This is a genomic window from Dyadobacter ginsengisoli DSM 21015, assembly GCF_059568735.1.
Genome location: NZ_JCANTY010000005.1, coordinates 468,008 through 494,707, shown reverse-complemented (window position 1 = coordinate 494,707; position 26,700 = coordinate 468,008). Strand labels below are relative to the sequence as shown.

The 26,700-nt window shown below is 48.0% G+C and carries 26 protein-coding genes; 15 read left to right on the top strand and 11 right to left on the bottom strand.

The window, feature by feature from the left end; all coding sequences use genetic code 11:
- Positions 1 to 21: 21 nt before the first annotated feature.
- Positions 22 to 408: a Co2+/Mg2+ efflux facilitator ApaG/CorD gene (gene apaG / locus BP71_RS20595; protein ID WP_496382659.1), complete on the bottom strand. Its 387-nt coding sequence runs from the start codon at positions 406 to 408 to the stop codon at positions 22 to 24.
- A gap of 149 nt (positions 409 to 557) precedes the next feature.
- Here apaG and ung point away from each other — a divergent pair, with 149 nt between their 5' ends.
- On the top strand, positions 558 to 1,223 hold the full coding sequence (ung, locus tag BP71_RS20590) for a uracil-DNA glycosylase (RefSeq protein WP_496382657.1): 666 nt from the start codon (positions 558 to 560) through the stop codon (positions 1,221 to 1,223).
- A gap of 68 nt (positions 1,224 to 1,291) precedes the next feature.
- Here the strand turns inward: ung and BP71_RS20585 are convergent, their stop codons facing one another.
- Positions 1,292 to 1,696, bottom strand: coding sequence for a Dabb family protein (locus BP71_RS20585; protein WP_496382656.1), 405 nt, complete (start codon positions 1,694 to 1,696; stop codon positions 1,292 to 1,294).
- 429 nt (positions 1,697 to 2,125) lie between these two features.
- Here BP71_RS20585 and BP71_RS20580 point away from each other — a divergent pair, with 429 nt between their 5' ends.
- Complete coding sequence (locus BP71_RS20580) at positions 2,126 to 3,058, top strand: zinc dependent phospholipase C family protein (RefSeq protein ID WP_496382654.1); 933 nt, start codon at positions 2,126 to 2,128, stop codon at positions 3,056 to 3,058.
- 87 nt (positions 3,059 to 3,145) lie between these two features.
- On the opposite strand, the gene BP71_RS20575 is transcribed toward BP71_RS20580, so the two are convergent.
- From BP71_RS20575 to ald, 3 genes are all read right to left on the bottom strand, one after another.
- Complete coding sequence (locus BP71_RS20575) at positions 3,146 to 3,664, bottom strand: DinB family protein (RefSeq protein ID WP_496382652.1); 519 nt, start codon at positions 3,662 to 3,664, stop codon at positions 3,146 to 3,148.
- 65 nt (positions 3,665 to 3,729) lie between these two features.
- Positions 3,730 to 5,511 (bottom strand): DEAD/DEAH box helicase, encoded by a 1,782-nt coding sequence (locus tag BP71_RS20570; protein ID WP_496382650.1) that lies wholly within the window; start codon positions 5,509 to 5,511, stop codon positions 3,730 to 3,732.
- Between the two features lie 446 nt (positions 5,512 to 5,957).
- Positions 5,958 to 7,070 (bottom strand): alanine dehydrogenase, encoded by a 1,113-nt coding sequence (gene ald / locus BP71_RS20565; RefSeq protein ID WP_496382648.1) that lies wholly within the window; start codon positions 7,068 to 7,070, stop codon positions 5,958 to 5,960.
- Between the two features lie 174 nt (positions 7,071 to 7,244).
- On the opposite strand from ald, the gene BP71_RS20560 reads away from it, so the two are divergent.
- The 8 genes from BP71_RS20560 to lepB (BP71_RS20525) all read left to right on the top strand — a co-directional run bounded on the left by BP71_RS20560 (position 7,245) and on the right by lepB (BP71_RS20525) (position 14,625).
- Positions 7,245 to 7,706: an Lrp/AsnC family transcriptional regulator gene (locus tag BP71_RS20560; RefSeq protein ID WP_496382646.1), complete on the top strand. Its 462-nt coding sequence runs from the start codon at positions 7,245 to 7,247 to the stop codon at positions 7,704 to 7,706.
- Positions 7,707 to 7,772: 66 nt separating this feature from the next.
- Positions 7,773 to 8,795, top strand: a complete 1,023-nt coding sequence (locus tag BP71_RS20555) for a radical SAM protein (protein ID WP_496382644.1) — start codon at positions 7,773 to 7,775, stop codon at positions 8,793 to 8,795.
- Positions 8,796 to 8,960: 165 nt separating this feature from the next.
- Positions 8,961 to 9,758 (top strand): ParA family protein, encoded by a 798-nt coding sequence (locus tag BP71_RS20550; protein WP_496382642.1) that lies wholly within the window; start codon positions 8,961 to 8,963, stop codon positions 9,756 to 9,758.
- Positions 9,759 to 9,785: 27 nt separating this feature from the next.
- Complete coding sequence (locus BP71_RS20545) at positions 9,786 to 10,703, top strand: ParB/RepB/Spo0J family partition protein (RefSeq protein WP_496382640.1); 918 nt, start codon at positions 9,786 to 9,788, stop codon at positions 10,701 to 10,703.
- 3 nt (positions 10,704 to 10,706) lie between these two features.
- Complete coding sequence (locus BP71_RS20540; protein ID WP_496382638.1) at positions 10,707 to 11,402, top strand: DUF5683 domain-containing protein; 696 nt, start codon at positions 10,707 to 10,709, stop codon at positions 11,400 to 11,402.
- 30 nt (positions 11,403 to 11,432) lie between these two features.
- Entirely contained in the window at positions 11,433 to 12,146 is a 714-nt protein-coding gene (gene dapB / locus BP71_RS20535) for a 4-hydroxy-tetrahydrodipicolinate reductase (protein ID WP_496382636.1), read from the top strand.
- Positions 12,147 to 12,170: 24 nt separating this feature from the next.
- On the top strand, positions 12,171 to 13,307 hold the full coding sequence (gene lepB, locus BP71_RS20530; protein ID WP_496382634.1) for a signal peptidase I: 1,137 nt from the start codon (positions 12,171 to 12,173) through the stop codon (positions 13,305 to 13,307).
- Between the two features lie 142 nt (positions 13,308 to 13,449).
- Complete coding sequence (lepB, locus tag BP71_RS20525) at positions 13,450 to 14,625, top strand: signal peptidase I (protein ID WP_496382632.1); 1,176 nt, start codon at positions 13,450 to 13,452, stop codon at positions 14,623 to 14,625.
- Positions 14,626 to 14,678: 53 nt separating this feature from the next.
- Here lepB (BP71_RS20525) and BP71_RS20520 read toward each other — a convergent pair whose 3' ends face one another.
- Entirely contained in the window at positions 14,679 to 16,499 is a 1,821-nt protein-coding gene (locus BP71_RS20520; protein WP_496382630.1) for an alpha-amylase family glycosyl hydrolase, read from the bottom strand.
- A 109-nt stretch (positions 16,500 to 16,608) separates the two neighbouring features.
- Between BP71_RS20520 and dprA the strand changes: the two genes are divergently transcribed.
- Together dprA and BP71_RS20510 are read left to right on the top strand one after the other, a co-directional pair.
- Positions 16,609 to 17,739, top strand: a complete 1,131-nt coding sequence (gene dprA, locus BP71_RS20515) for a DNA-processing protein DprA (protein ID WP_496382628.1) — start codon at positions 16,609 to 16,611, stop codon at positions 17,737 to 17,739.
- A 4-nt stretch (positions 17,740 to 17,743) separates the two neighbouring features.
- On the top strand, positions 17,744 to 18,373 hold the full coding sequence (locus tag BP71_RS20510; RefSeq protein WP_496382626.1) for an AlbA family DNA-binding domain-containing protein: 630 nt from the start codon (positions 17,744 to 17,746) through the stop codon (positions 18,371 to 18,373).
- Positions 18,374 to 18,426: 53 nt separating this feature from the next.
- Here BP71_RS20510 and BP71_RS20505 read toward each other — a convergent pair whose 3' ends face one another.
- Both BP71_RS20505 and proS read right to left on the bottom strand, forming a co-directional pair.
- The gene (locus BP71_RS20505; protein ID WP_496382624.1) at positions 18,427 to 18,855 is read right to left on the bottom strand and encodes an FKBP-type peptidyl-prolyl cis-trans isomerase; all 429 of its coding nucleotides are present in this window, start codon (positions 18,853 to 18,855) and stop codon (positions 18,427 to 18,429) included.
- 65 nt (positions 18,856 to 18,920) lie between these two features.
- Positions 18,921 to 20,396 (bottom strand): proline--tRNA ligase, encoded by a 1,476-nt coding sequence (proS, locus tag BP71_RS20500; RefSeq protein WP_496382622.1) that lies wholly within the window; start codon positions 20,394 to 20,396, stop codon positions 18,921 to 18,923.
- Between the two features lie 189 nt (positions 20,397 to 20,585).
- Here proS and BP71_RS20495 point away from each other — a divergent pair, with 189 nt between their 5' ends.
- Both BP71_RS20495 and BP71_RS20490 read left to right on the top strand, forming a co-directional pair.
- Positions 20,586 to 21,857 carry a hypothetical protein gene (locus tag BP71_RS20495; protein WP_496382620.1) on the top strand — a complete coding sequence of 424 codons (1,272 nt, stop codon included), beginning with the start codon at positions 20,586 to 20,588 and terminating at the stop codon, positions 21,855 to 21,857.
- 102 nt (positions 21,858 to 21,959) lie between these two features.
- Positions 21,960 to 23,504 carry an OmpP1/FadL family transporter gene (locus BP71_RS20490; protein ID WP_496382618.1) on the top strand — a complete coding sequence of 515 codons (1,545 nt, stop codon included), beginning with the start codon at positions 21,960 to 21,962 and terminating at the stop codon, positions 23,502 to 23,504.
- Positions 23,505 to 23,558: 54 nt separating this feature from the next.
- On the opposite strand, the gene BP71_RS20485 is transcribed toward BP71_RS20490, so the two are convergent.
- The 3 genes from BP71_RS20485 to BP71_RS20475 are packed head-to-tail and all read right to left on the bottom strand — an operon-like array spanning position 23,559 to position 25,762.
- A complete protein-coding gene (locus BP71_RS20485) occupies positions 23,559 to 24,062 on the bottom strand; it encodes a shikimate kinase (RefSeq protein WP_496382616.1) in 504 nt (167 codons plus the stop codon).
- A gap of 21 nt (positions 24,063 to 24,083) precedes the next feature.
- Positions 24,084 to 25,175, bottom strand: a complete 1,092-nt coding sequence (locus BP71_RS20480; RefSeq protein ID WP_496382615.1) for a BT_3928 family protein — start codon at positions 25,173 to 25,175, stop codon at positions 24,084 to 24,086.
- A gap of 41 nt (positions 25,176 to 25,216) precedes the next feature.
- Positions 25,217 to 25,762 (bottom strand): DUF1599 domain-containing protein, encoded by a 546-nt coding sequence (locus BP71_RS20475; RefSeq protein ID WP_496383137.1) that lies wholly within the window; start codon positions 25,760 to 25,762, stop codon positions 25,217 to 25,219.
- A gap of 84 nt (positions 25,763 to 25,846) precedes the next feature.
- On the opposite strand from BP71_RS20475, the gene folP reads away from it, so the two are divergent.
- Positions 25,847 to 26,698 (top strand): dihydropteroate synthase, encoded by an 852-nt coding sequence (gene folP / locus BP71_RS20470; RefSeq protein ID WP_496382614.1) that lies wholly within the window; start codon positions 25,847 to 25,849, stop codon positions 26,696 to 26,698.
- The last annotated feature ends 2 nt before the right edge of the window (positions 26,699 to 26,700 follow it).

The window sequence follows — 26,700 nt, the reverse complement described above, 5'->3', positions numbered from 1 at the left end:
GGCCGTAGCAGGGCTCATGATTTAGTTGAGGCGGTAGGGCGCAATCAGTGAGAATGCGGGGATTACCACACGAAACTGGCGACCGTCGAGCACCTTCTCCATCAGATAGGTTCCGGCCATTTTGCCCATGTCCGTACGCAGGTTGCAGCCGGACACGTAATCATGCACATCCCCGGGTTCCAGCACAGGTTGTAGCCCGACTATTCCGGCGCCTTCCACTTCCCGTACCGTTCCGTTTGCATCATAAATAAGCCAATGGCGCCTGAGCAACTTCACGGTATGCTCACTATGATTTTCAATCAGGATTTTGTAGGTAAATACAAAATGATCCTGATCCGGATTAGAGTAATCTGGCTGATATTCCGTCAAAACGGTGACTTTGACACCATCTGTAACTTTGGAAACCATATAAGCTGAGGGTGTTGTAAAGTACGGATTGTTAGAGTAGCGGCAAATATATCGGTTTGCACCCCACTTTTAACGAAAATAGTAATCAATTGCTGATAAAACCAAATCAAAAAACACATAATTTGGTTTCCCAAAACAAAAACAACAGCATGGATGTAAAAATTGAGCAGTCGTGGAAAGAGAGGCTTGCTCCCGAATTCAGCAAGCCTTATTTCGAATCGCTCGCCTCTTTTGTAAAGGAAGAATATGCCACAAAGCAGATATTCCCGCCCGCCAAACAGATCTTCAATGCGTTTAACTATTGCAGTTTCGATGATTGTAAGGTGGTGATTCTCGGGCAGGATCCCTACCACGGACCAGGACAGGCACATGGTCTTTGCTTCTCAGTAAATGATGGTGTGCGGATGCCGCCTTCGCTGATCAATATTTTTAAAGAAATTCAGGAGGATCTCGGAAAGCCGTTTCCTCAGTCGGGAAATCTCGAACGCTGGGCCAAACAGGGCGTACTTCTTTTAAATGCGACGCTGACGGTACAAAGCGGAGCCGCGGGATCTCACCAGAACCGGGGATGGGAGCGCTTTACCGATGCGGTCATCAAATGCGTTTCAGACGAGAAAACCAACGTCGTGTTTTTGCTCTGGGGGCGCTATGCGCAGGAAAAAGGGGCTGTGATAGATGCTTCGAAGCATTGTGTACTGAAAGCAAAACATCCCTCACCGATGTCGGCCAATGGAGGCGGTTGGTTTGGAACACGGCATTTCAGTAAGGCTAATCAATACCTGGAAAGCAAGGGGCTGACGCCTATTGCGTGGTGAAGAAGCAAAAAAAGAGAGCCGGGATGCCCGGCTCTCTTTAAGATTTTCACTCCTATTACTATTATTAATTACTTCTCGATGTTGGAATTCATCTCCAGCACTTTGTCCCACTGGGCTTCGTTGGCTTTTACAAATGCCAGCCTGTCGGCATTTGCTTTATATTCCTGAGCAGCTTCGTTAGTACGGAATGTCAGATAATGGATCACATCGAATTCTTCGTTGTTGCTATCCGATTTCTGTACATGTCCCGCAGAATAAGCAACGACATCTTTCACTGCCTTCTTCATCACCGCGAAATCTCGCAAATGCTTTTCAACTTCCTGAGGCGTGGTACCCTGTTTGAACTTGATACATACTACCCGTTGAATTTCAGCAGGCTTATGAGGCACGTAAGCTCCATAAATAACCAGCATAAATACGCAAAGCGCAAAAACCGGCACCAAATATCCTAATGTTTTATTTCTCGTTCTCATTATAGCAAATCAACAAATACACTTATTTATTTTCTTGCTACAAATTTAAAACATTATTTGATTATTGTATTATTTGTATATTAAATATAAATAATTTTGAAAATTTAATATTTAAGAAAAGAAACAGTCGATCAAAATCTACTTTTCGAAATATTCTTCTGAGGCGAAATTTTTGATAATTCTTCGCACTGCAGGCTTTGCCATGCGCGTTACGGAACTGGCAGGCGATAAAATCACCAGCTCCTATGAAAATGGGTTTCAGAAATAAGCAAACCGTTACTTTTTTTTGCAAATGACGTCTTAACGAGTGAGGAAGGGTTAAAAACAACTTCCAAATTTTGTATGGCATCATTTATCCGGCTTCCGAGAGGAAAAATTAAAAAAAGTCGATTTTTTTACAAAAGATGCTTGAATCTCAGCCTTCTGCTTGTGTTTTCAGTCTTGTATGCGGACACCGGAAGCCAATGGGGGTTCTGGGCGCACAAGCGGATCAACCGGCTTGCTGTATTCAGGCTGCCTCCCGAAATGATGGGCTTTTATAAAAAGCATATCGATTTCCTCTCAGAAAATGCGGTTAATCCGGATAAGAGGCGGTATGCCGTAGTGGGTGAAGCCGAGCGGCATTTTATTGATCTGGATGCTTATGGCGGAAAAGATTTGCCGAGACAGTGGCAGGCAGCGGTTAACAAAATAGGGGAGGACAGCCTTCGCAAGCACGGGATTGTGCCATGGCACGTAATGCTGGCGGTACACCAGCTCACGGAGGCGTTCAGGGCAAAGGAGGAAAGAAGGATCCTCCGGATTTCGGCCGATCTCGGGCACTACATCGCTGATGCTCATGTACCTCTGCATACCACACGCAATTATAACGGCCAGCTTACAGGTCAGGATGGTATCCACGGCTTCTGGGAGTCGCGGTTGCCGGAGCTATTCGCTGAGCAGTATGATGTATGGCTTGGGGTGGCGACTTACCGGAAAGACATCTCTGCGGATATCTGGGAGGCTGTGGCAAGTTCGCATATCGCCATGGATTCTGTTTTGCAGATGGAGCGGATACTGACTGATTCTTTCAAATCGGATAAAAAATACAGCTTTGAACTCCGGAATAATGTGCTTACCCGAACCTACTCCCGGGGTTTTTCCGAAGCCTATCACCGCATGCTCTCCGGGCAAGTAGAGAGGCGGCTGCGCGCTTCGGTACAGATGGTGGCCGACGTATGGTATACCTGCTGGATCAATGCAGGCCAGCCGGATTTGCAGGCGCTTTCCGGAATAGCCGTCGACACTTCCGGTATACGGACGGTGGAGGAGCAGAGTAAATTGCGAAAGCAGTTCGATGTTCGGCCGGAAGCCGACCGTTAAAGGGGCGATTAGCTTCCGGAAAACACGGAATTATGTCACCGGATTCCCGTGAACCTGTCAAGATATCCGGTCATCGTGACCCGGTCATCATGACCCGGCCATCGCGACCCTGGCCGTGACCAGTAATTGCCCGACGTGCCGCTGGGTATGCTCAGCAGCGTGGAAGAGCAGCCCCAAATGGGTTGAGGGAACCATCGCCCTGCCCACGTATCGTATTTCCGTCAGCGAGGAAGGGTCGGTTTCTCTGAGTTGTTTCAATGCCCTCGCGAGCTGTTCGCTGAACTCGTCCAGCAAGTAGTCATAAGTACATTCTTCAAACGGTTCGTTTCCTTCCTTTTTCAGATACTCCATTTGACTTTCGCTAAGCGATTCGCTCCGTGCATAGGTGAGGAGGCGATCGAGCACGCCCGCAATATGTTGCAGATGAAAGCCGACAGAAGCTACGCCAGCCGGTTTTTTCCATAGCAGTTTGGAGGGAAACGAATGAGCGAATATACCCAGTTCTTCCCGGGCCTGTAACAATGCGTGTGCGACGGGTTGCAGCAGATCGGGTATCCCGGGAAGTGGCCCGCGAAGCCATACTTCGAGTTGTTCGTTATTTTGCATGACCAAAAATAAACGAAAAAGGGACCTTTTTACAAGTCCCTTTTATCGCTAATTGTTGTCAGAATTTATTTTGCAATGTCGATCTGTACCGGCTTGCCTTTGATGGTGTTGCCATCCATCGCACGCAATACTGCACGCGCATCGCGCTCAGGTACGTCTACGAATGTGAATTTGTCATAAATGTCGATCGCACCGATGGTCTTACCCGGAATGTTAGCTTCGCCGGCAATAGCACCCACGATGTCCTTCGGCATGATGTGATCTTTGCGGCCAAGGCTCAGGAACAAACGGGTCATACCAGCCTCGGGAGCCGACTGACGACGTTCGCCGCCATCACGGCCGCCTTCGCGACGTTCGCCTTTACCGAAACGGTCGCCACCACGATCTCCACCGAAACGGCTTCCGCCATCACGACGGTCTCCGCCTCTTTCGAAACGGCTTCCGCCCTCGCGACGATCAGTTTTAGCATAACGGTCCACACTTCCTTCACGACGGTCGCCGCGACGCTCTTCCCACGCGAGGTTACTGTCGGCATATTCGTTTTTCTGAACGCCCATGATCTGTTTCGCCATTGCGCCAACGATCTGTTCGGTTGAGAAACCGCTGTGGTGCAGCATTTCAAGTACGTCGTTGTATAAACCTTCGTCTTCGGTTTCCTTGATAGAGGCCGAAATGTTTTCTACAAAACGTGCCTTACGAACGCCGACGATATCTTCGAAAGAAGGAATAACCCCTTTTTCAATTTTCACCTTGGTATAGCCTTCAATGGATTTCAGACGGTATTTTTCGTCACGAGCCACGAGAGAGAACGCTTTTCCGGACATCCCGGCACGGCCTGTACGACCGATACGGTGTACGTAATACTCTTCATCCATCGGAATGTCGTAGTTGATCACACCGTCCAGGCCGCTTACGTCGATACCACGGGCCGCAACGTCGGTAGCAACCAAAATGGTAGTAACACCAGCCTTGAATTTGCTCATCACATTGCTGCGTTGCTGCTGGCGAAGGTCGCCGTGGATACCTTCTGAGGCATATCCGCGCAATTGCAGGTCTTCCACAATCTCGTCCACCTTGCGTTTAGTATTACAGAACACCAGAAGGGATTTGATGTGGTGCATATCGATCAGACGGGTCATTACTTCAACTTTCGCCTGTGGTTTAACTTCGAAGTAAACCTGCTCGATATTCTGGTTAGTCAACTCGTTACGAACAACTTTGATCAATACAGGGTCATTCAGGAAGCGCTTGGTGATCGACATGATCGGCTTCGACATGGTTGCCGAGAAAAGGATCGTTTGCCGATCTTCCGGCATATCGGCCAGAATGCTTTCGATGTCCTCACGAAAGCCCATATCGAGCATTTCGTCGGCTTCGTCAAGCACCATCATACGGACTTCGTTAAATTTCAGTGTTTTGCGCTCCATGTGGTCCATGACGCGGCCCGGAGTTCCCACTACTATATGTACTCCTTTTTTCAAAGAGCGGATCTGACGATCGATAGAGTCACCACCGTAGATCGCTTCAATGCGTACACCACGCATATATTTGGCCAGGCGGCCGAGTTCTTCGGATACTTGAACCGCCAATTCACGGGTTGGGCAAAGGACCAGGGCTTGTACTGCGTTGTTGGAAGTATCTATTCTTTCCAGCACGGGAATTCCGAATGCAGCCGTTTTACCGGTACCAGTCTGGGCCTGACCAATTACGTCAGAACCCTGCATTACTGCGGGGATTCCCTGTGCCTGTATCGGTGAGGGTTTAGTGAAACCCATTTCTAGCACGGCTTTCAGGATGTCTTCGTTGAGTCCGAGCTCTTCGAATGTTTCAAAAATTTCAGTAGTCATTATATTGCTTTTAGTATTAATTCTTGAGTTGAACGGTTGTTCCGGAGGGAAGGGGGATGATGGCAGGCCATAACACAATAATCCTCAGGGCGAAGCCCAGCATATGCGTTAGTTCCAATGAAATTGGACCATATCACCGGCATTCCGGTTGTACTCGGTAAATAATTGAAAGGGATCGCGCAAAGCCCACCACAAACCATCCGTGGGGCTCTGCATGTGAACGGTAGGTCCAGCCGGGACAAATTTTGAGGCTGGCAGGTGATCTAAAAAAATGGTAGACCGTTTATGAAGCAGAGAAGCGAACGGATGTTCCTTCAAATTCGATGCAAAAGTAAGAAGATAATCCGAAACTGCAATGGCTATCGAAAAAATAATAGTAATATTTTTAGAAAACAAAAACCCGGCGCACTGGAAATGGCCGGGTTTGTTTAGGCAGGTTTGTTGATTCAGAATAATTCTTTTACGTCGGTATACGGCAATTGCCACGCATCGGCTACTCCCTTAAATACTACTTTTCCGTGAACGACATTGAGTCCTTTGCGCAACTCCTCGTTGGCGGAGCATGCTTGCTGCCAGCCCTGGTTGGCCAGTTGTAATGCATAGGGGAGCGTAGCGTTGGTTAATGCGAGTGTGGAGGTATAAGGTACGGCGCCCGGCATGTTCGCCACGCAATAATGTACGACGCCATCCACTTCATAGATCGGATCTTCGTGCGTGGTAGCCCGCGACGTTTCAAAGCAGCCTCCCTGGTCAATGGCCACGTCTACCATCACGGTACCCGGCTTCATCAGTTTAAGCATATCACGGGTGATGAGCGACGGCGCTTTTGCCCCGGGGATCAGCACGCCACCGATAATGAGATTAGCGCCCTGGATCAGCTCACGGATATTGTATTCGTTGGACATGACGGTGTCTACATTCGCAGGCATAATGTCTTCCAGGTAACGCAGTCTCGCGAGGCTGATATCGACGATCGTTACATTCGCTCCAAGTCCCGCAGCCATTTTTGCCGATTGCGTTCCTACGATCCCACCACCGAGCACTAGCACATTGGCTGGTTTCACACCTGCGACACCGCCGAGGAGGATACCAAAGCCCCCCATTGGTTTTTCGAGGTATTTCGCTCCTTCCTGGATCGCCATCCGGCCCGCTACTTCACTCATCGGGACGAGCAATGGCAAACTTCTGTCTGTTTTTTCAACCGTTTCATAGGCGAGGCATACGGCCTTACGTTCGATCATGGCGTGGGTGAGCGGTTCCGAAGATGCGAAATGGAAGTAGGTGAAGAGGAGCTGGTTTTCTTTAATTAGCGGGTATTCAATTTCAATGGGTTCTTTTACCTTGATGATCATATCGGCAACCCCGTAAACTTCTTCGATGGTGGCGAGGATGACTGCTCCGGCGTGTGTGTATTGGTCGTCGGTAAAACCGCTGCCTTTGCCTGCCTCCGCCTGCACGTACACTGTGTGTCCGTGCTTACGTAACTCTGTGACTCCTGCGGGCGTTAAAGCTACCCGGTTCTCGTTGTTTTTAATTTCTTTGGGGACACCAATGATCATCGGTATGTGAGTGTTTATATAGTTTAGATTGATGGATTCAAAATTAATTTCTGGCAGAAAAACATACTATAACCAGCGAAAAAGACAGAAAAGAAAACTATTTTTGATCTGATTCGTAAGAAAAATTTCTTGCGGGAACGTAACCAGCCTATACACAGCCACAAAAAAAACTGTATGCAGCCAGATCAGACCGATCGCAAAATCCTCGAATTATTACAAAATAATGCCCAGATGACGATTAAGGAGATCGCGAGCAAGATCAACTTGTCGGTTACGCCGGTGCATGAGCGCATACGAAAGCTTGAAAAAGAGGGGTTTATCGATAAATACGTGTGCCTGCTCAACCGAAGGAAGTTGGGGAAAAGTCTGGTGGTTTATTGTAATGTGACCTTGGACAAACAGCGAAAGGAGAGCTTCGAGGACTTTAACCAGGCCATTGTGAAAATGCCGGAAGTACTGGAATGCTCGGTCGTTTCGGGCAACTTCGATTACATGCTGAAAGTAGTGGTGGAAGATGGCGATGCCTACAATCAGTTTTACCAGCATAAACTTTCTGCCCTGTCGAGCGTGTTACACATCAGCAGTTATTTCGTAATTTCCGAAATCAAGTACACCACCGGAATCGCTGTCATCTGATTCGCAACAATATTTTAATTGATCATCGGGCCGGTAGGCGCGCGCTGATCGCATAATGCCCAGCATATGAACAAGAATTTTAAGGATGGCCTGAACCTGATGTCGAAAGTGACGCCGAAGCGTGCCTGGAACGCGATGCAGATATTGGGCAGCTATTTTTATTCGAAAGCAACCGGAAATCCGGTGCATTGGGGAATGCCCATTGCTATTTCTTTTGAGCCCACCACTTCCTGCAACCTCCGCTGTCCTGAATGCCCGAGCGGACTTCGTTCTTTTACTCGGCCGACCGGGATGATGGAAGAGAAGTTATATAAAAGGACGATCGACGAGCTTGGAGATACCTTGTTATACCTGATATTCTATTTTCAGGGAGAGCCCTATTTGCATCCCAAGTTTTTTGAACTCGTCAGATATGCCCACGACAAGGGTATTTATACTGCTACTTCTACCAACGCGCATTACCTTACCGACGAGAAGGCACGGAAAACCGTTGAGTCGGGCCTCGATCGCCTGATCATTTCGATAGACGGCACTACGCAGGACGTTTACCAGCAATATCGCGTGGGCGGTAACCTCGAAAAAGTACTGGAAGGAACGCGCAACATTATTAAATGGAAACGCGAGCTGAAATCCGCGACCCCCCATGTGATATTCCAGTTCCTGGTTGTGAAGCCGAACGAGCATCAGATCGAGGAGGTAAAAAAGCTGGCGGAAGAAATGGGTGTGGATGAGGTAGGCTTGAAAACCGCGCAGATCTACGATTACGAGGAAGGTTCCGATCTGATCCCGACAATTGACAAATATTCGCGCTACAAGAAGCAGGAAAACGGCAGCTACTCGATCAAGAACAAGTTTGTGGACCATTGCTGGAAGATGTGGCATTCGTGTGTGATCACCTGGGACGGTGCTGTTGTACCCTGCTGCTTTGACAAAGACGCGGAGTACAAACTGGGCGATATGAAAACTTCGACTTTCCGTCAGCTTTGGAAGGGTAAAAAGTACGCTGACTTCCGTGCTTCGCTGATCCGATCACGCTCAGAAATAGAGATGTGCAAGAATTGTACAGAGGGAACCGAGGTGTGGGCGTGAAACATTTGCTTTTTTTGTAATCCAAATTATTTTTAATTAAATAATAATATGGTTTAAGTATTTGATATTTAGACTATTGAATATTGAATTTAAAACTCCGTGGAACATTTTTTGGTGAATTGCCCCGAATAATAGAAATTTGACATTGGTAACTCAAATGAATACATGGGCAAAGTAATTGCAATTGCAAACCAAAAAGGAGGAGTAGGGAAAACCACCACTGCTATTAACCTGGCGGCAAGTTTAGCCGCACTGGAATTCCGGACACTGATCATCGACGCTGATCCTCAGGCCAATTCTACGTCGGGGTTGGGATTCAACCCGCAGGAAATGGATAACAGCATTTATGAATGCATGGTGGAAGAGGCGAAAACTTCTGAAATTATCCTGGAAACCGATTTTCCAAACCTGAACCTGCTACCGTCACACATCGACCTGGTAGGCGCGGAAATCGAGATGATCAATCTGAAAAACCGTGAGCACAGAATGAAGGATGCCATTGCGGAAATCCGCGATGATTACGACTTCATCATCATCGACTGCTCTCCTTCGCTGGGGCTTATCACGATCAACAGCCTGACCGCCGCCGATTCGGTGATCATTCCGGTTCAGTGCGAATATTTTGCATTGGAGGGATTGGGGAAACTGTTGAACACCATTACCATCATTCAGTCGCGCCTGAATACCCACCTCATTATTGAGGGTATCCTGCTGACAATGTATGACCTCCGCCTGCGTCTGTCCAACCAGGTTGTGACGGAAGTTACCAATCACTTCGAATCTCTCGTTTTCAATACCATTATCCCTCGTAACGTACGAATCAGTGAGGCTCCCAGCTTTGGGATACCTGTGATGGCGCAAGACTCCGACAGTAAGGGAGCAGTGAGCTACCTGAACCTCGCAAGAGAGATTCTCACTAAAAATGGTTTACTTTCTTCCGACAGGCAGCTGGGAGTAAACTGATCAACGATTGTATAGGACGAACAGGCAATGGAGAATAGCAGCAAGACGAAAAAAATGACCGGACTGGGAAGGGGATTAGGAGCTCTTCTGCAGGACTCCGAAAAAATCAACACGCCGAGAACGAGTACACGTCTGTCACCGACCGAAGTCATCGGTTCGATGAATGAGATCGATGTAAGTCTGATCGAGGCGAACCCGTACCAGCCGCGGACGAAATTTGACAAGGAATCACTGGATGAACTCGCCGATTCGATCCGGGTGCAGGGCATTATCCAGCCTATCACCGTCAGGCAAATGGGCGAGGATTCGTATCAGCTGATATCCGGGGAGCGCCGGTTACAGGCATCCCGGTCGCTGGGTCTTACCTCCATTCCGGCATACATTCGTACAGCCAATGACCAGCAGATGCTGGAAATGGCACTGATCGAAAACATCCAGCGTGAGAACCTGAATGCCATCGAAATCGCCTTGAGCTATCAGCGGCTGATCCTGGAATGCAGCCTGAAACAAGAAGAACTGGGCGCTCGCGTGGGTAAAAACAGAACTACCGTCAATAACTATATACGTCTGCTGAAATTGCCGCCGGTGATCCAGGCGTCATTGCGGGATGATAAGATCAGTATGGGGCATGCCAGGGCATTGATCACGATCAATAGTGACCAGAGCCAGCTGAAAATATTCAATCAGGTCATCGAGGAAGGATGGTCGGTCAGAAAGGTGGAGGACGAAGTCCGGAAGCTGGGAATGATGACCAATATCGCCACTGAGTCGAAAAAGCAGCCGACAATTAATCAGGAAATAAAGTCGTTACAGTTCCAGCTTTCGTCCTTTTTCGGGGCAAAAGTATCCGTTAAAAGCAATGAGGAGCACAAGGGCGAGATTAAGATCCCTTTTGGCTCTCAGGATGAACTGAAAAAGATTTTAGAAACACTGAAATTCAAATAAGCGTTGAAAAATTGGGTTTGGCTAGGGTTATTTGTGTTGATTTCGGGGCAGGTTGTGGCGCAGAATGAGGTCCCAAAAGACAGTTTGAAGACAGGGAAGATGCCTGAAATAGTACTCGACAGCACCGCGCTGGCCCAGGCGGACTCGTTAAAAAAAGTTAAAAGTAAGAAGTTCATGCCGGTGCCGAAGACCGCGACGCGACTGGCTTTAATTCCCGGCGCCGGACAGATCTATAACAGGGACTATTGGAAGATACCCATTGTTTATGTCGCTTTTGGAGCTGGGGTCTATACTTACTACCTCAACACGATCAAATATCACGACTATCTGGACGCTTATAAAGAGTTTTACGATCTGGATAAAAACAGCCCGGGGTACGGTCAGATCAAAAAGGGACTGACTGACGATTCGACGAAAATTGTACGCGTTAGAAATCTGTTGAATACCAGCAGCCAGTATCTGCCGGCGACTAGAGATAGGATCGTAAAGGGGAAGAACTATTGGAGGCGTAACAGAGGATTTGCATTGGTAGTGACGGGGCTTATTTATACGCTTTCAATTATAGAAGCCAATGTTGCGGCTCATTTAAAGACCTTTGACCTTTCGGATGATCTCACGTTGCGGGTGGAGCCCAAACTTCATCAGCCATCCATGCGTACGCCAACACCGGGGGTAAGACTGGTTTTTAATATTAAATGATTTACAAGTACTGATTCAAATACATAATTAATGAGAATACTATTAATGGGTTACGGAAAGATGGGGAAAACGATCGAGAAAATAGCCCTGGACCGGGGCCATACGATCGCGGGAAGGATCGATGTCCAAAATCGTGCGGATATGGATCAACTCAAAACTGCCGACGTAGATGTAGCCATCGAGTTCAGTTCACCGGAATCGGCTTTCGAAAACATTGTTTACTGTTTGAAAAAAGGCTGGCCGATCGTTTGCGGAACGACAGGTTGGCTGGACCACCGCTCCGAAGTGGAGGCACTTTGTAAATCGCAGTCAGGCTCTTTTTTCTACGCTTCCAATTACAGCATCGGCGTCAATCTTTTCTTTCGCCTGAACCGCCAGCTGGCCCGGCTCATGAACGGTCATGAATACCAGAGCTCCATGACGGAGGTACACCATATCCATAAACTCGATGCACCCAGCGGAACGGCGATCACGCTGGCCGAAGGGATTATCGAGGAGATCGGGCAAATCGACGGATGGAAGCTTGCACCGGAAAGCGAGGAAGGCTACCTCCAGATCCTAGCTGAACGTCGCGGGGAAGTTCCGGGGACCCATATTGTGCGTTACGAATCGGAAGTTGACACGATCGAGATCTCGCATACTGCCCACAATCGTCAGGGCTTTGCATTGGGCGCCGTAGTAGCGGCGGAGTGGTTGCCCGGCAAATTCGGTGTGTTCGGAATGAATGACCTCCTCAAAGTTTAATGAATTTTAACTATCAATCATCGCATGGCTGTTAATAAAGAGTTGACTTCCAGTACAGTTGAATCCAGAAATAAGAAATCGCCAGCCAGAGAGTGGTTTGATTCGATTTTGTTTGCCGTAGTGGCAGCTACCCTTATACGCTGGCTGTTTTTTGAAGCATTTACGATCCCGACGCCTTCCATGGAAAACAGCCTGCTCGTGGGTGATTTCCTTTTTGTCAGTAAGCTGCATTATGGTACACGGACACCCAAAACACCCTTGCAGGTGCCCCTAACGCACCAGACGATTTGGGGAACCAATATCCCATCCTACACCGATCTGATCCAATTGCCACAATACCGGTTGCCGGGATTCAGTGAGGTCAAAAGAGGTGACGTAGTGGTGTTCAACTATCCGCCTGAATTGCAGCATCCCGTCGATCTGAAAACAAATTATATTAAACGTTGTGTCGGTGTTCCCGGGGACAAGGTGGAAGTGAGGGATTTGCAGGTATATGCCAATGGGCAAGCCATAGAGAATCCGGCGAGGATGGAGAACGAGTACTTTGTGGCGACAACCACAGCCGTTAACGAGGAAAAGGTATTTAAAGAGAATGGAATCTCAGAATATAACGCCTACACCGAGGGAGACAACGATACCATTAAGGGTAATGAACAGATGGGCTACCTAGTTTTCACCACCACGGAAATCGCTGCAAAACTGAAGACTTATGATTTTGTAAAAAGCATTACCCTCGTTAAATCTCCGAAGGATATCAGCGAGCCCATGTTATATCCTAACTCGTCACTCTTCAAGTGGAACCGCGATAACTATGGACCGATTACCGTTCCTAAGGAAGGCATGACCGTACAGCTTACACCGGAGAACATCGCGGTTTACGGCCCGGTTATCAAGAATTATGAAGATAATGGAGACGTTATAGTGGAAGAGAAGGCAGTTAAAGTGGGTGGTAGTGCCATTACCAGTTATACTTTCAAGCAGGACTATTACTTTATGATGGGTGATAACCGACATAATTCAGCAGATTCGCGCTATTGGGGCTTTGTTCCGAAGGATCATATTGTCGGCAAGGCTGTATTCGTTTGGATGTCCATTGACCCAAATCCTACTAGTTTCTTTAATAAAATCCGGTGGAGCCGTATTTTCCGGGTGATCAATTAAGATTTGCTGCCTGCGGGGCATGGAAGGGAAGGATCGCTGAGATTCTTCCTTTTTTTGTTTTAATATATAAATTAATATTATATAATGTTAATGGTCTTATTAAGATTGATATTATATTGCATAGTGATTTATCCCGGATATCATGTCCTTAACAACAATTTCCAGACCTGCAACCCAGCCTAAAAAGAAAACCGCCATGCGCGAGTGGTTCGATTCGGTGTTATTTGCGGTAGTTGCCGCCGTGCTGATCCGCTGGCTGTTTTTCAGCGCTTTTGTGATCCCCACTCCTTCGATGGAAAACAGCCTGCTGGTAGGGGACTATCTTTTTGTCAGCCGACTGCATTACGGTACCACGACGCCCATTACACCATTACAGGTGCCGCTTACGCATCAGACGATCTGGGGAACGAGTATTCCTTCTTACCTGGATTGGATTCAATTACCTCAATACCGGTTACCGGGTTTTACCAAGGTGAAGAACGGGGATGTAGTGGTGTTTTATCTGCCTGTGGAGCATCCTGGCGCCTATCAGAAGTACAGCAATGTCTTGCCCGACCTCCATCCGCATCCCACCGATCTTCGCTCCAACTACATTAAAAGGTGTGTGGGGATTCCGGGAGACAAGCTGGAAGTGCGCAGGGGGCAGGTGTATATCAACGGGAAACTGCAGACCGTTCCCCCACGAATGCAAAACGAGTATTTTGTGTCAGTAAAAACAGCCGTGAATGAGGACAACGTTTTTAGAAAGAACGGGATCACGGATTATTCCCAGTTTACCGAGACTTTCGACGACAGTATTGCTTCGAATGACGAAATGGGGTACGTAGTCAAAACGACTTCTGCATTAGCCGATAAACTGAAATCTTATGATTTCGTAAAACGAGTGCAGCCTGTGTTTATGGAAAAGGGCTTGAAAGAACCATTCCTGTTTCCCGGAACTCCCCTACTGGACTGGAATAAGGATAATTATGGCCCGATCACTATTCCCAAAAAGGGTTTGACGGTACCATTGACAGAAATTAACATTGCATTATACGGCGATGTTATTCAGAACTACGACGGTAACGACAGAGTGATTCTGGCGAAGGATAAGGTCGAGATAGGCGGTAAGGCGGTAGATAGCTATACATTTAAGCAGGATTACTACTTCATGATGGGAGACAACCGGCACAATTCAGCGGACTCGCGTTACTGGGGCTTTGTTCCCGGAGACCATATCGTGGGGAAGGCGGTGTTTGTGTGGATGTCCATTGATCCGAATCCGACCAGTTTCTTTAATAAGATCCGCTGGGATCGTATTTTCAGAACCATCCAATAAAAACAAAGAGAGGTTTTCAGGGCCTCTCTTTGCTCATGACTACACCGATCCACCTATTCCTCCTGCGAGAATATAAGTGCTGTGTAGGGCGGAATCTGAAGTGAAGCATACTGCTCGCAATTATCGAATTCTCCATCCATCGTATCGATATCGAAAGCCCCCAGGTGAGAGAAGTCGGAGTCATAATATTCGTTGTCACTGTTGAAACGCAGGTACCATTTGCCGGCTCTCGGAAATCCTACCTTGTAGTCGGAGAATGTTTCCGTAGAAAAGTTTAGTACCACGACCACGCTGTCTTTGGGGCCGCCTTCCGCCCAGCGGTGCATGACAATGACTTTTTTCTCATTATCGGTTCTGGTGATGTCTACATGTTGTCCCTGAAGGCCTTTGGTTACGCCAAACCAGTTTCGGCGTATGTGAATCATATCGCGGTGAAGTGCGGCGAAACTGCTGAACTTTTCAAGCCGTGACCAATCGATCGGATCGCTGTCCGAAAACCACTTATCTTCCAGTAGCGGCTGGCCCTGGAAAATCATGGGGATACCCGGAGATGTAAGCACCAATGCAATGCCGAGTGCGGCCCGCTTCTTGGAATACCAGTTATTGACGTCCCCGTCTGCGATTTCCTCTGCAACGCGTGCCTGCCCGTTTGCTACTTCATCATGTGATTCGGTGTAAATGATGCGCTGGAATGAGTCGGTATTGAAGCCGTTGGTGACAGCTGCCACTACCTTTTCCATATCGCGGTCCTGATCGTTTGCCGTAATGATCGCGTCACGGATCGAATGCACGAATTCGGCATCCCATTGTGAACCGTAGCCCAGCCCACCGTCTTCAACGCGCGCAGTAATGAAATCTAGGGAATGCATATCTTCGGCGATGGTGATGCATTGGGGACAATTATCACGGATATCCTTATTGATCCATTGCATGAGCGAAATACCTTCCGGAATGTCATTGCCGGGGTTGCCATCCGCTTTGACATTGCGGATGTAAGGCACCATATCCATGCGAAGGCCGTCGATCCGGTAATCTTTCAACCACATCAGGGCATTATCGTGAATATACTGCCGCACTTCATTGCGTCCGTAATCCGGACGGGTGTTGCCCCATGGCGTTTCGGCGCGCCAGTCATTATAGAAGTAGATCCCGCCGCCGCCGTTTTCCTGCCAGCCGTCAAACTGCCACAAATCCAGGTCCGATGGGCCAAAATGATTGTATACAACGTCGAGTATCACCGCAATGCCGGATTCGTGCGCGGCTTTAACAAATGCCTTTAATCCATCGGGTCCGCCGTAGTCGGATTCAATCGCGAATGGATTAGCCGGATTATATCCCCATGACCTGGACCCTGGAAATTCGGAGCAAGGCATCAGTTCCACGGCATTGATTCCCATGTCTTTCAAATAGGAAAGACGCTCGATCGCGGTGTAGAATGTGCCAATCTGCCCTTCTTTTGCATTGAACGTCCCTACATGTATTTCGTAAATAATCAGTTCGTGCCAACCGGGCATTTGGAAAGTTACATTTTGCCAGTCAAAAGACTCATGGTTGTAAACAATGCAGTTACCCGCGGAGTTGGTTACTTTGAGCGCATAAGGGTCATTTCGATACAGTTCGGCGTCCGGCGTTTTGATAAGGAATTTATATTCATCGCCTTCCTTTGAATTTTCGACCAGGGAGCCCCAAACTCCGTTGTCTTCGGGTTGTAATGGATTTGCCGTCGCATTCCAATCATTGAAGCTACCTACTACCGAAACACTTTCGGCATGGGGTGCCCAGACGCGATAATAAACTCCTTCGGGGTGGCATGTGGCGCCCATGCCTTCATAGTATTGTTCAGTTTGTGCTTCGTCGGTTTCAGAGATTTCCATATGAACGGTTTTCAGATAATTTTTTATTTTTGAAATGTGCTGTCTGACGTATATTGGAAAAATGTATGCCAGTCCAAGTGCATATTGACCTCAATCAACACACTATATCATGGTAATCTCCTCCCGTGCAGAACGGATCTGCATTCTTGCACTCATGCATACGCCCGGAATCGGGGCAGTCACCATCAGGCAACTGATCAGCTATTGCGGCAGTGCTTCCGGTGTTTTTCAGGCAGACTATAGAAAACTCATCAGAATTCCCGGGATCGGCGACAAAGTGGTCAAAGCCGTTTTAAGCAAAAATGCTATGGAAATGGCTGAGAAGGAGCTTGTTGAATCCAGTAAGGCAGGGGTGGAATTGCTCTTTTTCACCGATGAGGCCTATCCCGCCCGCCTGAGGCCGCTCTACGACGCACCCATTGCTTTGTATGCGAAGGGAAACACGGACTTCAACTGGCCTCGAACTGTCGGCATTGTGGGAACCCGGAAAATCAGTGATTACGGCAAGTCGATAACTGAGACGATCATCCGCGAACTCGTGCCTTACCAGCCACTGGTGATCAGCGGACTCGCCTACGGTGTGGATATCACTGCACACCGTTGTTGCCTGAAGAGCAATATTCCTACATTGGGTGTGATGGCGAGCGGCCTGGATGTGATCTACCCGGCTGTGCATCAGCGGACCGCATTAGAAATGCAGGGAAACGGCGGTATCGTAACGGAGAATGCGTTGGGTACCAAGCCGGATTTTATGAGATTTCCGGCGCGAAACCGAATTATTGCAGGCCTCAGTGATGTTACGATTGTAGTGGAGTCGGGTAAGAAAGGCGGGAGCCTGATCACCGTAGAATTTGCTCAGAACTATCACAGGGAAGTATTCGCTGTGCCGGGTATGATCAGCGATCCTCAATCGGAGGGTTGCAACTTGCTGATCCGTGACCACAAAGCATCTATTTTTACTTCGGTAGAGGACATGGCAGATGCACTCGGCTGGAGCGTGGGTATTTCCAGCAACAGTTGCGACGAAGCGGTGTCAGGGTTGCTGCCGCTGACTTTCGAGGGATTTACACAGGATGAGGGACAGGTACTCTCGCTTCTGAAGCAACGGCGGATTATGCAGATCGACGAGCTGGCATGGCATTCGGGAATGCATCTGAACCGGTTGGCGGCATTACTTCTGAACCTGGAATTTCAGGGAATGATCCGATCACTGCCCGGAAAGAAATATGGGTTGATTTAAATGCATGGATAAAAGTATCATTCAATTGATTAAAGAAGGAGAGGGGCTGACGACCGAGTTCAAGAGAACGGTGGACAGCCCTTTCAAAATAGCCAAGACCATTGTGTCCTTCGCCAACACTTCGGGAGGGAATCTGCTTATAGGCGTAGCGGACGACGGTTCGGTACCCGGGGTGCATTCAGAACTGCGGGAATTGCAGAAGCTGGAAAAAGCGGCTGTGCAGCTGGCCGATCCCCAAATATTACTTCAGATCCAATCCCAAAACTTCAACGGTAAGACGGTACTCTCCATATTCATCGCTGAAAGTGCCAAAAAGCCGCATTATGCATTGAATGAAAAAGGGGAGCGGGTGATTTACATCCGTGTCAAGGATAAGAGCCTTCCGATCCCGAAATTATTGTTGTATAGCGAAACGGACCCGGAAACCGGGAAATTACTGGCTAACAGGCATGTCAAAACGTTGATTACCTACCTGAAAGAAACAGACTCCGTTACCGCGAAGGTATTTTCAAGGATGATTAATATCTCCGAAAAACGGGCTGAAAGGATGTTGCAGGATCTTGCCGCCAGGCAGATCCTGCTGAAAATATCAAGAGGTAAGCCGGAAAGTTTCAGCCTGAAATGGGCCGAATAAAAAATGCGGCTGACCTGTCAAAGGTCAACCGCATGTAGCATATCTGCCTGGAATCAGTTGATAGCAACGAGTTCCAATTCAAAGATCAGATCCTGGCCAGCCAGCGGGTGGTTGGCATCCAGTATCACGTGGGTTTCCGTCACTTCTTTCACCACCACGGGGATCACTTGTCCTCCGTCCTGGTGCATGTTCAGCGTACCACCGATTTCAAGGGGGATGTCGGCCGGGATCTGAGCACGGTCGAACCGAACGACCATTTCTTCGTTCACCGGACCATATGCCTCAGCATTAGGGATATGAATCGTTTTTTTGTTGCCGATCTCCATTCCGGTAACACCGTCGTCGAATCCTTTGATTACCTGTCCGCTACCCAGTGTGAAGCTCAAAGGCTCACGTCCCTCGGAGGAGTCAAAAAGTTGTCCGTCCGGCAGGGTACCTTTGTAATGGACCTGTACTTTGTCACCAGCCTTTGCCTGATTCATTGTTTTTGTCTTATATGGTTAGAAAAAATGCATTGTGAAGACCTTTCACGAATGCAAGGATAAAATTAATATGCCCGCGCAAAAACGACACGTCCTTTGGACGGCTTGCCCGAATAAATGCAAACGCCGTCTTCCTGCTCCTGGTTCAATGGGATGCAGCGGATCGTCGCTTTAGTTTCCTCTTTAATTTTCTCCTCGGTTTCGGAAGTGCCATCCCAATGTGCGAGGATGAAACCGCCCCTGGTATCGAGGATGTTGTTAAATTCAGCGAATGAATCGACGCGGTAAGTATTTTCTTCGCGGAACGCCAGAGCCTTGTTATAGATCGATTCCTGGATATTGTCAAGAAGATCCTGGATGTGGATTGCGATGCCCTCCACTGAGACAGTTTCTTTGGTTTTAGTATCGCGACGGGCCACTTCCACTGTGCCATTTTCTAAGTCGCGGCCACCCATTGCCAGTCTGACAGGCACACCTTTCAGTTCATACTCCGCAAATTTGAAGCCGGGCTTGTTGGCGTCGCTGTTGTCGTACTTAACACTGATACCGAGTTTTTTTAGCTGTTTGACGATTTCAGCCACTTTTTCTGAAATCTGGGCAAGCTGTTCCTCGCTTCTGTATATCGGTACGATCACTACCTGAATCGGTGCCAGTTTCGGAGGAAGCACCAGGCCGCTGTCGTCGGAATGTGCCATAATGAGAGCGCCCATCAGACGTGTACTTACGCCCCATGAGGTTCCCCACACGTATTCCAACTTGCCCTCCTTGTCCTGGAATTTTACATCAAAGGCCGTGGCGAAGTTCTGACCCAGAAAGTGAGAAGTTCCGGCCTGCAATGCTTTTCCGTCCTGCATCATGGCTTCGATGCAATAGGTGTCTTCAGCGCCGGCAAAGCGCTCATTAGGCGTTTTAATGCCTTTAAGGACCGGTAAAGCCATCCATCCCTCGGCGAAGTTCGCGTATACTTCCAGCATCTGCTTTGTTTCTTCAATGGCCTCCTGTGCTGTCGCATGAGCAGTGTGGCCTTCCTGCCACAGGAATTCGGCTGTACGGAGGAACAGGCGCGTACGCATTTCCCAGCGCACTACGTTAGCCCATTGGTTGATGAGCAGCGGCAGGTCGCGGTAGGACTGGATCCAGTTTTTATAGGTACTCCAGATCACCGTTTCGGAGGTCGGACGCACGATCAGCTCTTCTTCCAGTTTGGCGTCAGGATCCACGATAACTCCCTTGCCGTCAGGATCATTTTTGAGGCGGTAATGGGTAACCACAGCACATTCCTTGGCAAAGCCTTCGACGTGTGACGCCTCCTTACTGAGATACGATTTCGGGATGAAAAGCGGGAAATAGGCATTGGTATGGCCCGTTTCCTTGAACATGTCATCCAGCGCACGCTGCATTTTTTCCCAGATCGAATAACCGTAGGGTTTAATCACCATACAGCCTCTCACGGCGGAGTTTTCGGCCAGGTCGGCACGTTTCACTAATTCATTGTACCATTCGGAGTAGTTTTCACTTCGGGTTGGCAGGGCTTTACTCATTACTTTGTATTATTTTGGAATTAAAATGGAGTATATCGCTAAATAGGACCTGTTTTTCAGGGGAGTTGCAAAGATAGTTTTTTATGTTAACTTTGGAATTAATGTATGGTTACGGACGTTTACTTCATAGTTAGGAACGTATTTTTGACTATATTAGCAACAAACTTTTAATCCTTAAAAGCCATGAGTATGATCAATAAAGCAAAATATTTGTCTTTGTTAGTATTGCTGGGAGCTTGGGGATGTACCACAAATCAGTACGTATCCCGTTCAGGCGGTGGATATGATGACCTTTACGGCGGTGGCAATTCCGGCGGAGGGGTTGTTTTAAGAGACAAAGGTGCAGATCAAGAACTATCCCGTTTGGATAACCCGGACTATGCCTATACCGGTAACTATTCCGAAAACGGCACCAGCGATTACTACGACGAGTCGTATCTTTCATCCAGGAGCGTCAAACGCCCCGTTTCTACGGATGTCGGTTATAATGCCGGTTTTGTCGACGGTTACAATCAAGCCAGTGCATTCGCCAATCCTTACTATGGGGGACTTGGTTCGTATTGGCCCGGAAGCTATTCAGGCCTTTCATTCCAGTTCGGATTCGGCAATTCTTTCAGGATGCGTCCTTCGATCGGTTTTGGATTCGGATCGATGCTCGGTTATTCTCCGTGGGGATATTCGCCATGGGGCTACGGAAGTATGATGAGCTACGGATATGATCCGTTCGGATATTACAGCCCATGGGGATATAACAGCTTCTATGGTTACGGTTACGGAGGCGGTTACTACGATAGCTTCTATGGCTACGGATATTCGCCCTGGGCGTACAGCCGTCCGGTTATCGTGATCAATGATCGTGACAGAGGTGTCAACAGAACATATGGTCCGCGCGTAGTGAATGCAAACAATTCCCGCGGCAGCGATCGTTATAATTCCAATTTTGTCAATTCTTCACGCAACGGATCCGCTTCGGGGGAACGCAACGGCAGAAGAGGCAGCAACGCAATTTCAGCCGGAGATACTTACGCATCACCAAGATCATCCAGATCTACGGGCCGCGGCAGTGTAGCGGATGCAGGTGGAAGATCTAATGGTGAGTCCTACAACTCACGCGGTGTCGCAGAGGGGAATAATGTATACTATTCGCGTCCGCGTTCTGCCAACTCCAGCAACTATTCATCTGAGGGCGGAAACGGGGCAAGTTATGCAACACCACGTTCTTCAAGGGGTAGTTCTTCCTCTTCTTACAGTGCACCTTCTTACAACGCTCCATCGAGAAGCCAGTCGGATTACAGCACGCCAAGCAGAACTTATTCAAGTCCGAGATCTGAGTCATACAGCGCGCCAACGCGCACATATAGTGCACCGAGTTACAGCGCGCCTTCGAGAAGTTACAGCGCACCTTCTGGTGGCGGTGGTGGCGGCGGAGCAACCCGTTCGTCTTCAAGAGGTCCAAGATAATTTTCGATTGTCTTCACCAGAGATACTCATGTCAAACCCTGCAAGATGTCATAATTTTGCAGGGTTTTCGTTTAGCATCTATTGAATCAAGCTTTAATTGTCATGTCAAAAACATACTCAGGAATCGTACTCCTCTTTTCACTCCTGGCATCCTCAACATCATTTGCCCAATATGCCGGGGATGCACTTCGCTATTCAGAAATGAATCAGACCGGCTCCGCTCGTTTTCAGGGATTGGGCGGAAATCACGCTGCTATTGGTGGTGATCCAAGTTCCATTCACGGAAATCCCGCCGGTTTGGGCTTTTACAATCGATCGGAGATAGCGATCAGTCCAGCCGTGACGATCGCTGGGACCAAAGCCAACTACCTCGGAACGAACAGTACAGATAGCAAAAGCCAGTTTAACATTCCCCAGGCTTCATTGGTTTTTTCAAGCCAGCCGGGGTTCCAGAGAAAATGGAAGCGGTCGTCTTTCGGGATCTCTTATTCACGACAACAATCATTTCATAATGTCTATAATTACGGGGGAAGAAATAACAAGAGCGCTTACTTGGACAATGTAGTGGAGGGGGTTAATAATGCCAAAACGCCGCTAAGCACATTGGAAAAGGATTTTGATAGCGGGGTTCCCATTGCTTATTCGCTCCCCGCCGCTTACTATCAGATGTACCTGATCAACCCCTCTAATGCAACGGGCCCTCCCTATACGGCACTGGATGGAAATAGTGTGGTAGACCAGTCGGGAAGCTACACTTCGAAGGGATCGTCCTCGCAGTGGTCGTTTGCATATGCCGGCAATCTGAACGACAAGTTCTATCTGGGAGGTAATGTGGGATTCAGCAGGATCAAATATGAGTATTCGTCTACATTCAGTGACGACTACATCGATAGCCCCGAACTGCTTTATATTGATCAGGGAGAAAATTTCTCGGTGCGCGGGAACGGGTTCAATGCGTCTCTTGGTGCAATCTATAAAGTGAACCCGATGCTGCAGTTTGGCGGAACGATTATCAGCCCCACAATCACCGCCATCAAAGAGACGTTCAGTCAGAATGTGAGCGCAGGCTATGTGGACAACCTGGTAACGGGGCCGGATGGTAAGCTAATAACCCCGCCTTATACTTCTCTGCCAATTGCGGCCAATGATTTTGAGTACACACTTATCGGTCCAATGCGGGGGAATGTAGGTGCAACTGTATTTTTTCAGGACAAAGGGTTTGTCACAGGTACAATAGAATATGTCGGATACAGTGGTATGCGGGTGAAAACAAGCTATCTGAGCAGCGCCGACAACCAGGCATTCAAGAACGATACGAGGAACGAAATTAAGGACACCTACCGCAATACCGTCAATTTCAGACTGGGCGCGGAAGTCAGGGCGAACATTTTCAGGGCACGTATCGGTGGTGCGTACATTTCGGATCCCTATCTGACACGGGACGATGGAATTAACCGAAGCAAGTTACTTTTTTCGGCGGGCGTTGGGGTGAGAAACAGCCGTTTCTTTGCTGACCTCACCGGAACGTACACAACTTACAAGTCGGCCTATACACCTTATTATCTGAACAATGCGCAAAACTATTCATCAGTTGAAATTACCAACAAGCCGGTGAATGTAATGATGACCCTGGGTACGTTCTTTTAAGATTTCGGAGAACTTTTTAGTATAACAAAAGACCTGCTTTCGGCAGGTCTTTTGTTATAAAAGTGGTTTCAAGACTTCCAGCAGATGGCTGACATCAATCTCACCTTTTAGTGTGAAATCGGCTTGGGAGTAATATGGGTGCCGATCGACAATGCGCGACCGGAGAGTTTCTACCAGCGAACTTGTGCCTGAAAGGATAGGGCGATCGTCTTTTCCGTGGTTTTCAATCCTTTTTGCCAGGTCCTCCGCCGGAACATCCAGAAAAATGCTGATGCCCATGTGCTTGATGACTTCCATGTTGTCAAAAAAGCAGGGGGTGCCGCCACCAGAAGCCAACACAATGCCTTTTTGAGAGGCTGTTTCCTTCAATATACGGCTTTCTACTTCACGAAAATAGGCTTCTCCACGCTGTTTAAAAATAGAAGAAATTTCGATGCCCTGATCTTTCTCAATCAGTTTGTCCAAATCCACAAATTGGTAACTCAATGCCCGCGCCAGCTTTTTGCCTAGCGTCGTTTTGCCGGAGGACATCATTCCGACGAGTATAATGTTTTTCATGAATCTTAAAGTCAGGTCACATTACTTGGCGAGTTCGACCACCTCTTCCGCCGTCGGAGTGTCGTTGTAATGCCATTTGCCTTTTACGACGCCATCTTTTAAGAGCCACAGGCCCGGGTTGGATCTGGAAATGGTTTTCAAGACGGTTGCGTCCACGTAATAATAAGGCGCGGTGAGCTGGTGTTGTGACAGGAATTTGTCAATTTCGGCACTGTTGCCGGAAGTCAGGATAATCGGTTCTACGCCTTTGCTTTTCACTGCGTTGATCAGCTTATTGATATCAGGTAGCGCGGCGGTGTTGATGTCTGAGAGACTTTTGATAATCAGGAATAGCTTTTTGCCCTGAAATGTGCTTTCAGTGAAGTCGCCGGCATCATTCCAAACTTTATAATCTGTAATTTTCGGCTTCGCATCTTCATTCAGCACCACCATTTCTTTGAATTTCAGCGTAGTATCACTCGGATATTGCTCGTACTTAACCGTTTTGCCATCTTTTTCAAAAATATACTGATACCGTAATGGCTCCGATGGCTTCATTTGTGCGGGAATGCTCGCGCCCACCCGGTAAGGCAGTAAGTCAATAATAGGTAAATGCCTTAAAGCATAAACAGCCACACCGAGTGACGCAACGGTTGATAGCACGACAATAATGCCTGTCGGGTAAGATTTGAAACTTTTCCGGTAATAAACAATGATCAGGATCAGCGCTAATAGGAAAATATCTTTACCGAACGAAGTCCAGGGCGTGAGTTTGATCGCCGCCCCAAAGCAACCACAGTCGGTCACTTTGTTGAAATAAGCCGAATAAAAAGTCAGGAATGTGAAAAAGACGATGATCAGCAGCAATAGCCAGGAGATCGTTTTAGGCTTGTAGGCCACCAGCAATGCGATACCGAGAACGACCTCCGCCGTACAAAGGAAAACTGAAAAATAAAGCGCCAACGGAACGAGTGCCATGAAAAAGTCATGAAACGCGGGAAGGTCGGCTGCAAAAACCTCGAAATATTCTTCCAGCTTGTACTGCGTCCCGATCGGATCGTTCAGTTTAATGATTCCGGAGAAAATGAAAAGTAATCCTACAACGACTCGTGAGATCTGGGCGAAGATTTTCATTGCAAACGGGAGATTGACGCAGCGGTTTGAATTGTCTTTTTTTAGTTGGTCTGTAAAGCATTCGACTTGATCAGGCAGAATACCGAATAGTTGATAATATCCTGGTAACCTGCTTTGACGCCCTCCGACACAATCGTCAGGCCCTGATTATCCTCGATTTGTTTGATCCTTAACAGTTTCATGAGAATGATGTCCGTCATGGAGCTTATACGCATGTCGCGCCAGGCTTCGCCATAGTCATGATTTTTATTAAACAACAATTCCTTCACTTCGTTCACCTGCTCATTGTAAAGAATTGTTAATGCTGAATCGTCGATGGACTGCTTACCCTCCACCGCGTCGATCTGGATCAGCGCCATTACGCAGTAGTTGATGATGCCGATAAATTCCGAAGATACGTCCTCATTCACTTTCTGGACGCCTTTGTCCTGGATCGTGCGAATTCGCTGGGCTTTGATGAAGATCTGATCGGTAATGGAAGGGAGTCGAAGGATGCGCCAGGATGTTCCGTAGTCCTTGTTTTTTTTTGTAAAAAGATCTTGGCAATACTGAATGATTTCCTGATATTCCGATTCTGTGGATTTCACTGTTTCAAATAATTTAGAGACTTTCAGACGGAAGGAAGAGAATGCTTTGATATTCATTCCTTTGCCTGTTTTTGAAAAGAATTTATGTTGCAAGTTAGTAAAAAAACGCTCAATATCCGGGGCAAGCTCTTCGACCTGTCGGAGCCTGTTGTCATGGGAATTCTCAATATAACACCGGATTCTTTTTTCTCCGGCAGCCGGGTAGGATCGGAGGAGGAGATCGTAGAACGGGCTGGCCAAATGCTACTTGAAGGAGCAGGGATGATCGATGTCGGAGGCTACTCGACGCGACCGGGTGCACGTGAGGTGGATGCCCAGGAGGAGAGTGACCGTATTGAATCCGCGGTGACGCCACTTGCTAAATATTTTCCTGAACTGGTCATTTCTGTTGATACCTTTCGGGCCGTGGTGGCGGAACGGGGTATTCGGAGCGGTGCACACATCGTCAACGACGTTGCAGGCGGAACGCTGGACGATGAAATGTTCGATACAGTGGCACGCCTGCGCGTACCCTATATACTGATGCATATGAGAGGGACGCCTCAGACTATGAATCAATTAATTGGTTATCAGCAGCTTGTTTCGGATATATTGCGCGATATGAAGCAGAAAGTAGATTTATTACGGAATAAAGGCGTTGCGGATCTCATTATTGATCCGGGCTTTGGTTTTGCGAAAACCATTCCGCAGAATTTCACGCTGATGCGTCATTTGAGCGATTTCGGCTTGTTGGGATATCCGGTCCTTGCCGGTATTTCCAGAAAGACAACCATTTATAAAACATTGAATATTTCAGCCGACGAAGCGTTAAATGGCACAACGGTATTGAACACGCTGGCGTTACAGCAAGGCGCTTCGATCCTGCGTGTGCATGACGTCAGGCCTGCGGTAGAAGCCGTAAAACTCTGGATGGCCGCCGGTAACTATCCAAATTAAAA

What these genes read in the sequence shown, in the direction of transcription:
- apaG (WP_496382659.1), bottom strand. Translation starts at nt 408, where the DNA reads ATGGTTTCCAAAGTTACAGATGGTGTCAAAGTCACCGTTTTGACGGAA.
- ung (WP_496382657.1), top strand. Translation starts at nt 558, where the DNA reads ATGGATGTAAAAATTGAGCAGTCGTGGAAAGAGAGGCTTGCTCCCGAA.
- BP71_RS20585 (WP_496382656.1), bottom strand. Translation starts at nt 1,696, where the DNA reads ATGAGAACGAGAAATAAAACATTAGGATATTTGGTGCCGGTTTTTGCG.
- BP71_RS20575 (WP_496382652.1), bottom strand. Translation starts at nt 3,664, where the DNA reads ATGCAAAATAACGAACAACTCGAAGTATGGCTTCGCGGGCCACTTCCC.
- BP71_RS20570 (WP_496382650.1), bottom strand. Translation starts at nt 5,511, where the DNA reads ATGACTACTGAAATTTTTGAAACATTCGAAGAGCTCGGACTCAACGAA.
- ald (WP_496382648.1), bottom strand. Translation starts at nt 7,070, where the DNA reads ATGATCATTGGTGTCCCCAAAGAAATTAAAAACAACGAGAACCGGGTA.
- BP71_RS20560 (WP_496382646.1), top strand. Translation starts at nt 7,245, where the DNA reads ATGCAGCCAGATCAGACCGATCGCAAAATCCTCGAATTATTACAAAAT.
- BP71_RS20555 (WP_496382644.1), top strand. Translation starts at nt 7,773, where the DNA reads ATGAACAAGAATTTTAAGGATGGCCTGAACCTGATGTCGAAAGTGACG.
- BP71_RS20550 (WP_496382642.1), top strand. Translation starts at nt 8,961, where the DNA reads ATGGGCAAAGTAATTGCAATTGCAAACCAAAAAGGAGGAGTAGGGAAA.
- BP71_RS20545 (WP_496382640.1), top strand. Translation starts at nt 9,786, where the DNA reads ATGGAGAATAGCAGCAAGACGAAAAAAATGACCGGACTGGGAAGGGGA.
- dapB (WP_496382636.1), top strand. Translation starts at nt 11,433, where the DNA reads ATGAGAATACTATTAATGGGTTACGGAAAGATGGGGAAAACGATCGAG.
- lepB (WP_496382634.1), top strand. Translation starts at nt 12,171, where the DNA reads ATGGCTGTTAATAAAGAGTTGACTTCCAGTACAGTTGAATCCAGAAAT.
- lepB (WP_496382632.1), top strand. Translation starts at nt 13,450, where the DNA reads ATGTCCTTAACAACAATTTCCAGACCTGCAACCCAGCCTAAAAAGAAA.
- BP71_RS20520 (WP_496382630.1), bottom strand. Translation starts at nt 16,499, where the DNA reads ATGGAAATCTCTGAAACCGACGAAGCACAAACTGAACAATACTATGAA.
- dprA (WP_496382628.1), top strand. Translation starts at nt 16,609, where the DNA reads ATGGTAATCTCCTCCCGTGCAGAACGGATCTGCATTCTTGCACTCATG.
- BP71_RS20510 (WP_496382626.1), top strand. Translation starts at nt 17,744, where the DNA reads ATGGATAAAAGTATCATTCAATTGATTAAAGAAGGAGAGGGGCTGACG.
- BP71_RS20505 (WP_496382624.1), bottom strand. Translation starts at nt 18,855, where the DNA reads ATGAATCAGGCAAAGGCTGGTGACAAAGTACAGGTCCATTACAAAGGT.
- proS (WP_496382622.1), bottom strand. Translation starts at nt 20,396, where the DNA reads ATGAGTAAAGCCCTGCCAACCCGAAGTGAAAACTACTCCGAATGGTAC.
- BP71_RS20495 (WP_496382620.1), top strand. Translation starts at nt 20,586, where the DNA reads ATGATCAATAAAGCAAAATATTTGTCTTTGTTAGTATTGCTGGGAGCT.
- BP71_RS20490 (WP_496382618.1), top strand. Translation starts at nt 21,960, where the DNA reads ATGTCAAAAACATACTCAGGAATCGTACTCCTCTTTTCACTCCTGGCA.
- BP71_RS20485 (WP_496382616.1), bottom strand. Translation starts at nt 24,062, where the DNA reads ATGAAAAACATTATACTCGTCGGAATGATGTCCTCCGGCAAAACGACG.
- BP71_RS20480 (WP_496382615.1), bottom strand. Translation starts at nt 25,175, where the DNA reads ATGAAAATCTTCGCCCAGATCTCACGAGTCGTTGTAGGATTACTTTTC.
- folP (WP_496382614.1), top strand. Translation starts at nt 25,847, where the DNA reads ATGTTGCAAGTTAGTAAAAAAACGCTCAATATCCGGGGCAAGCTCTTC.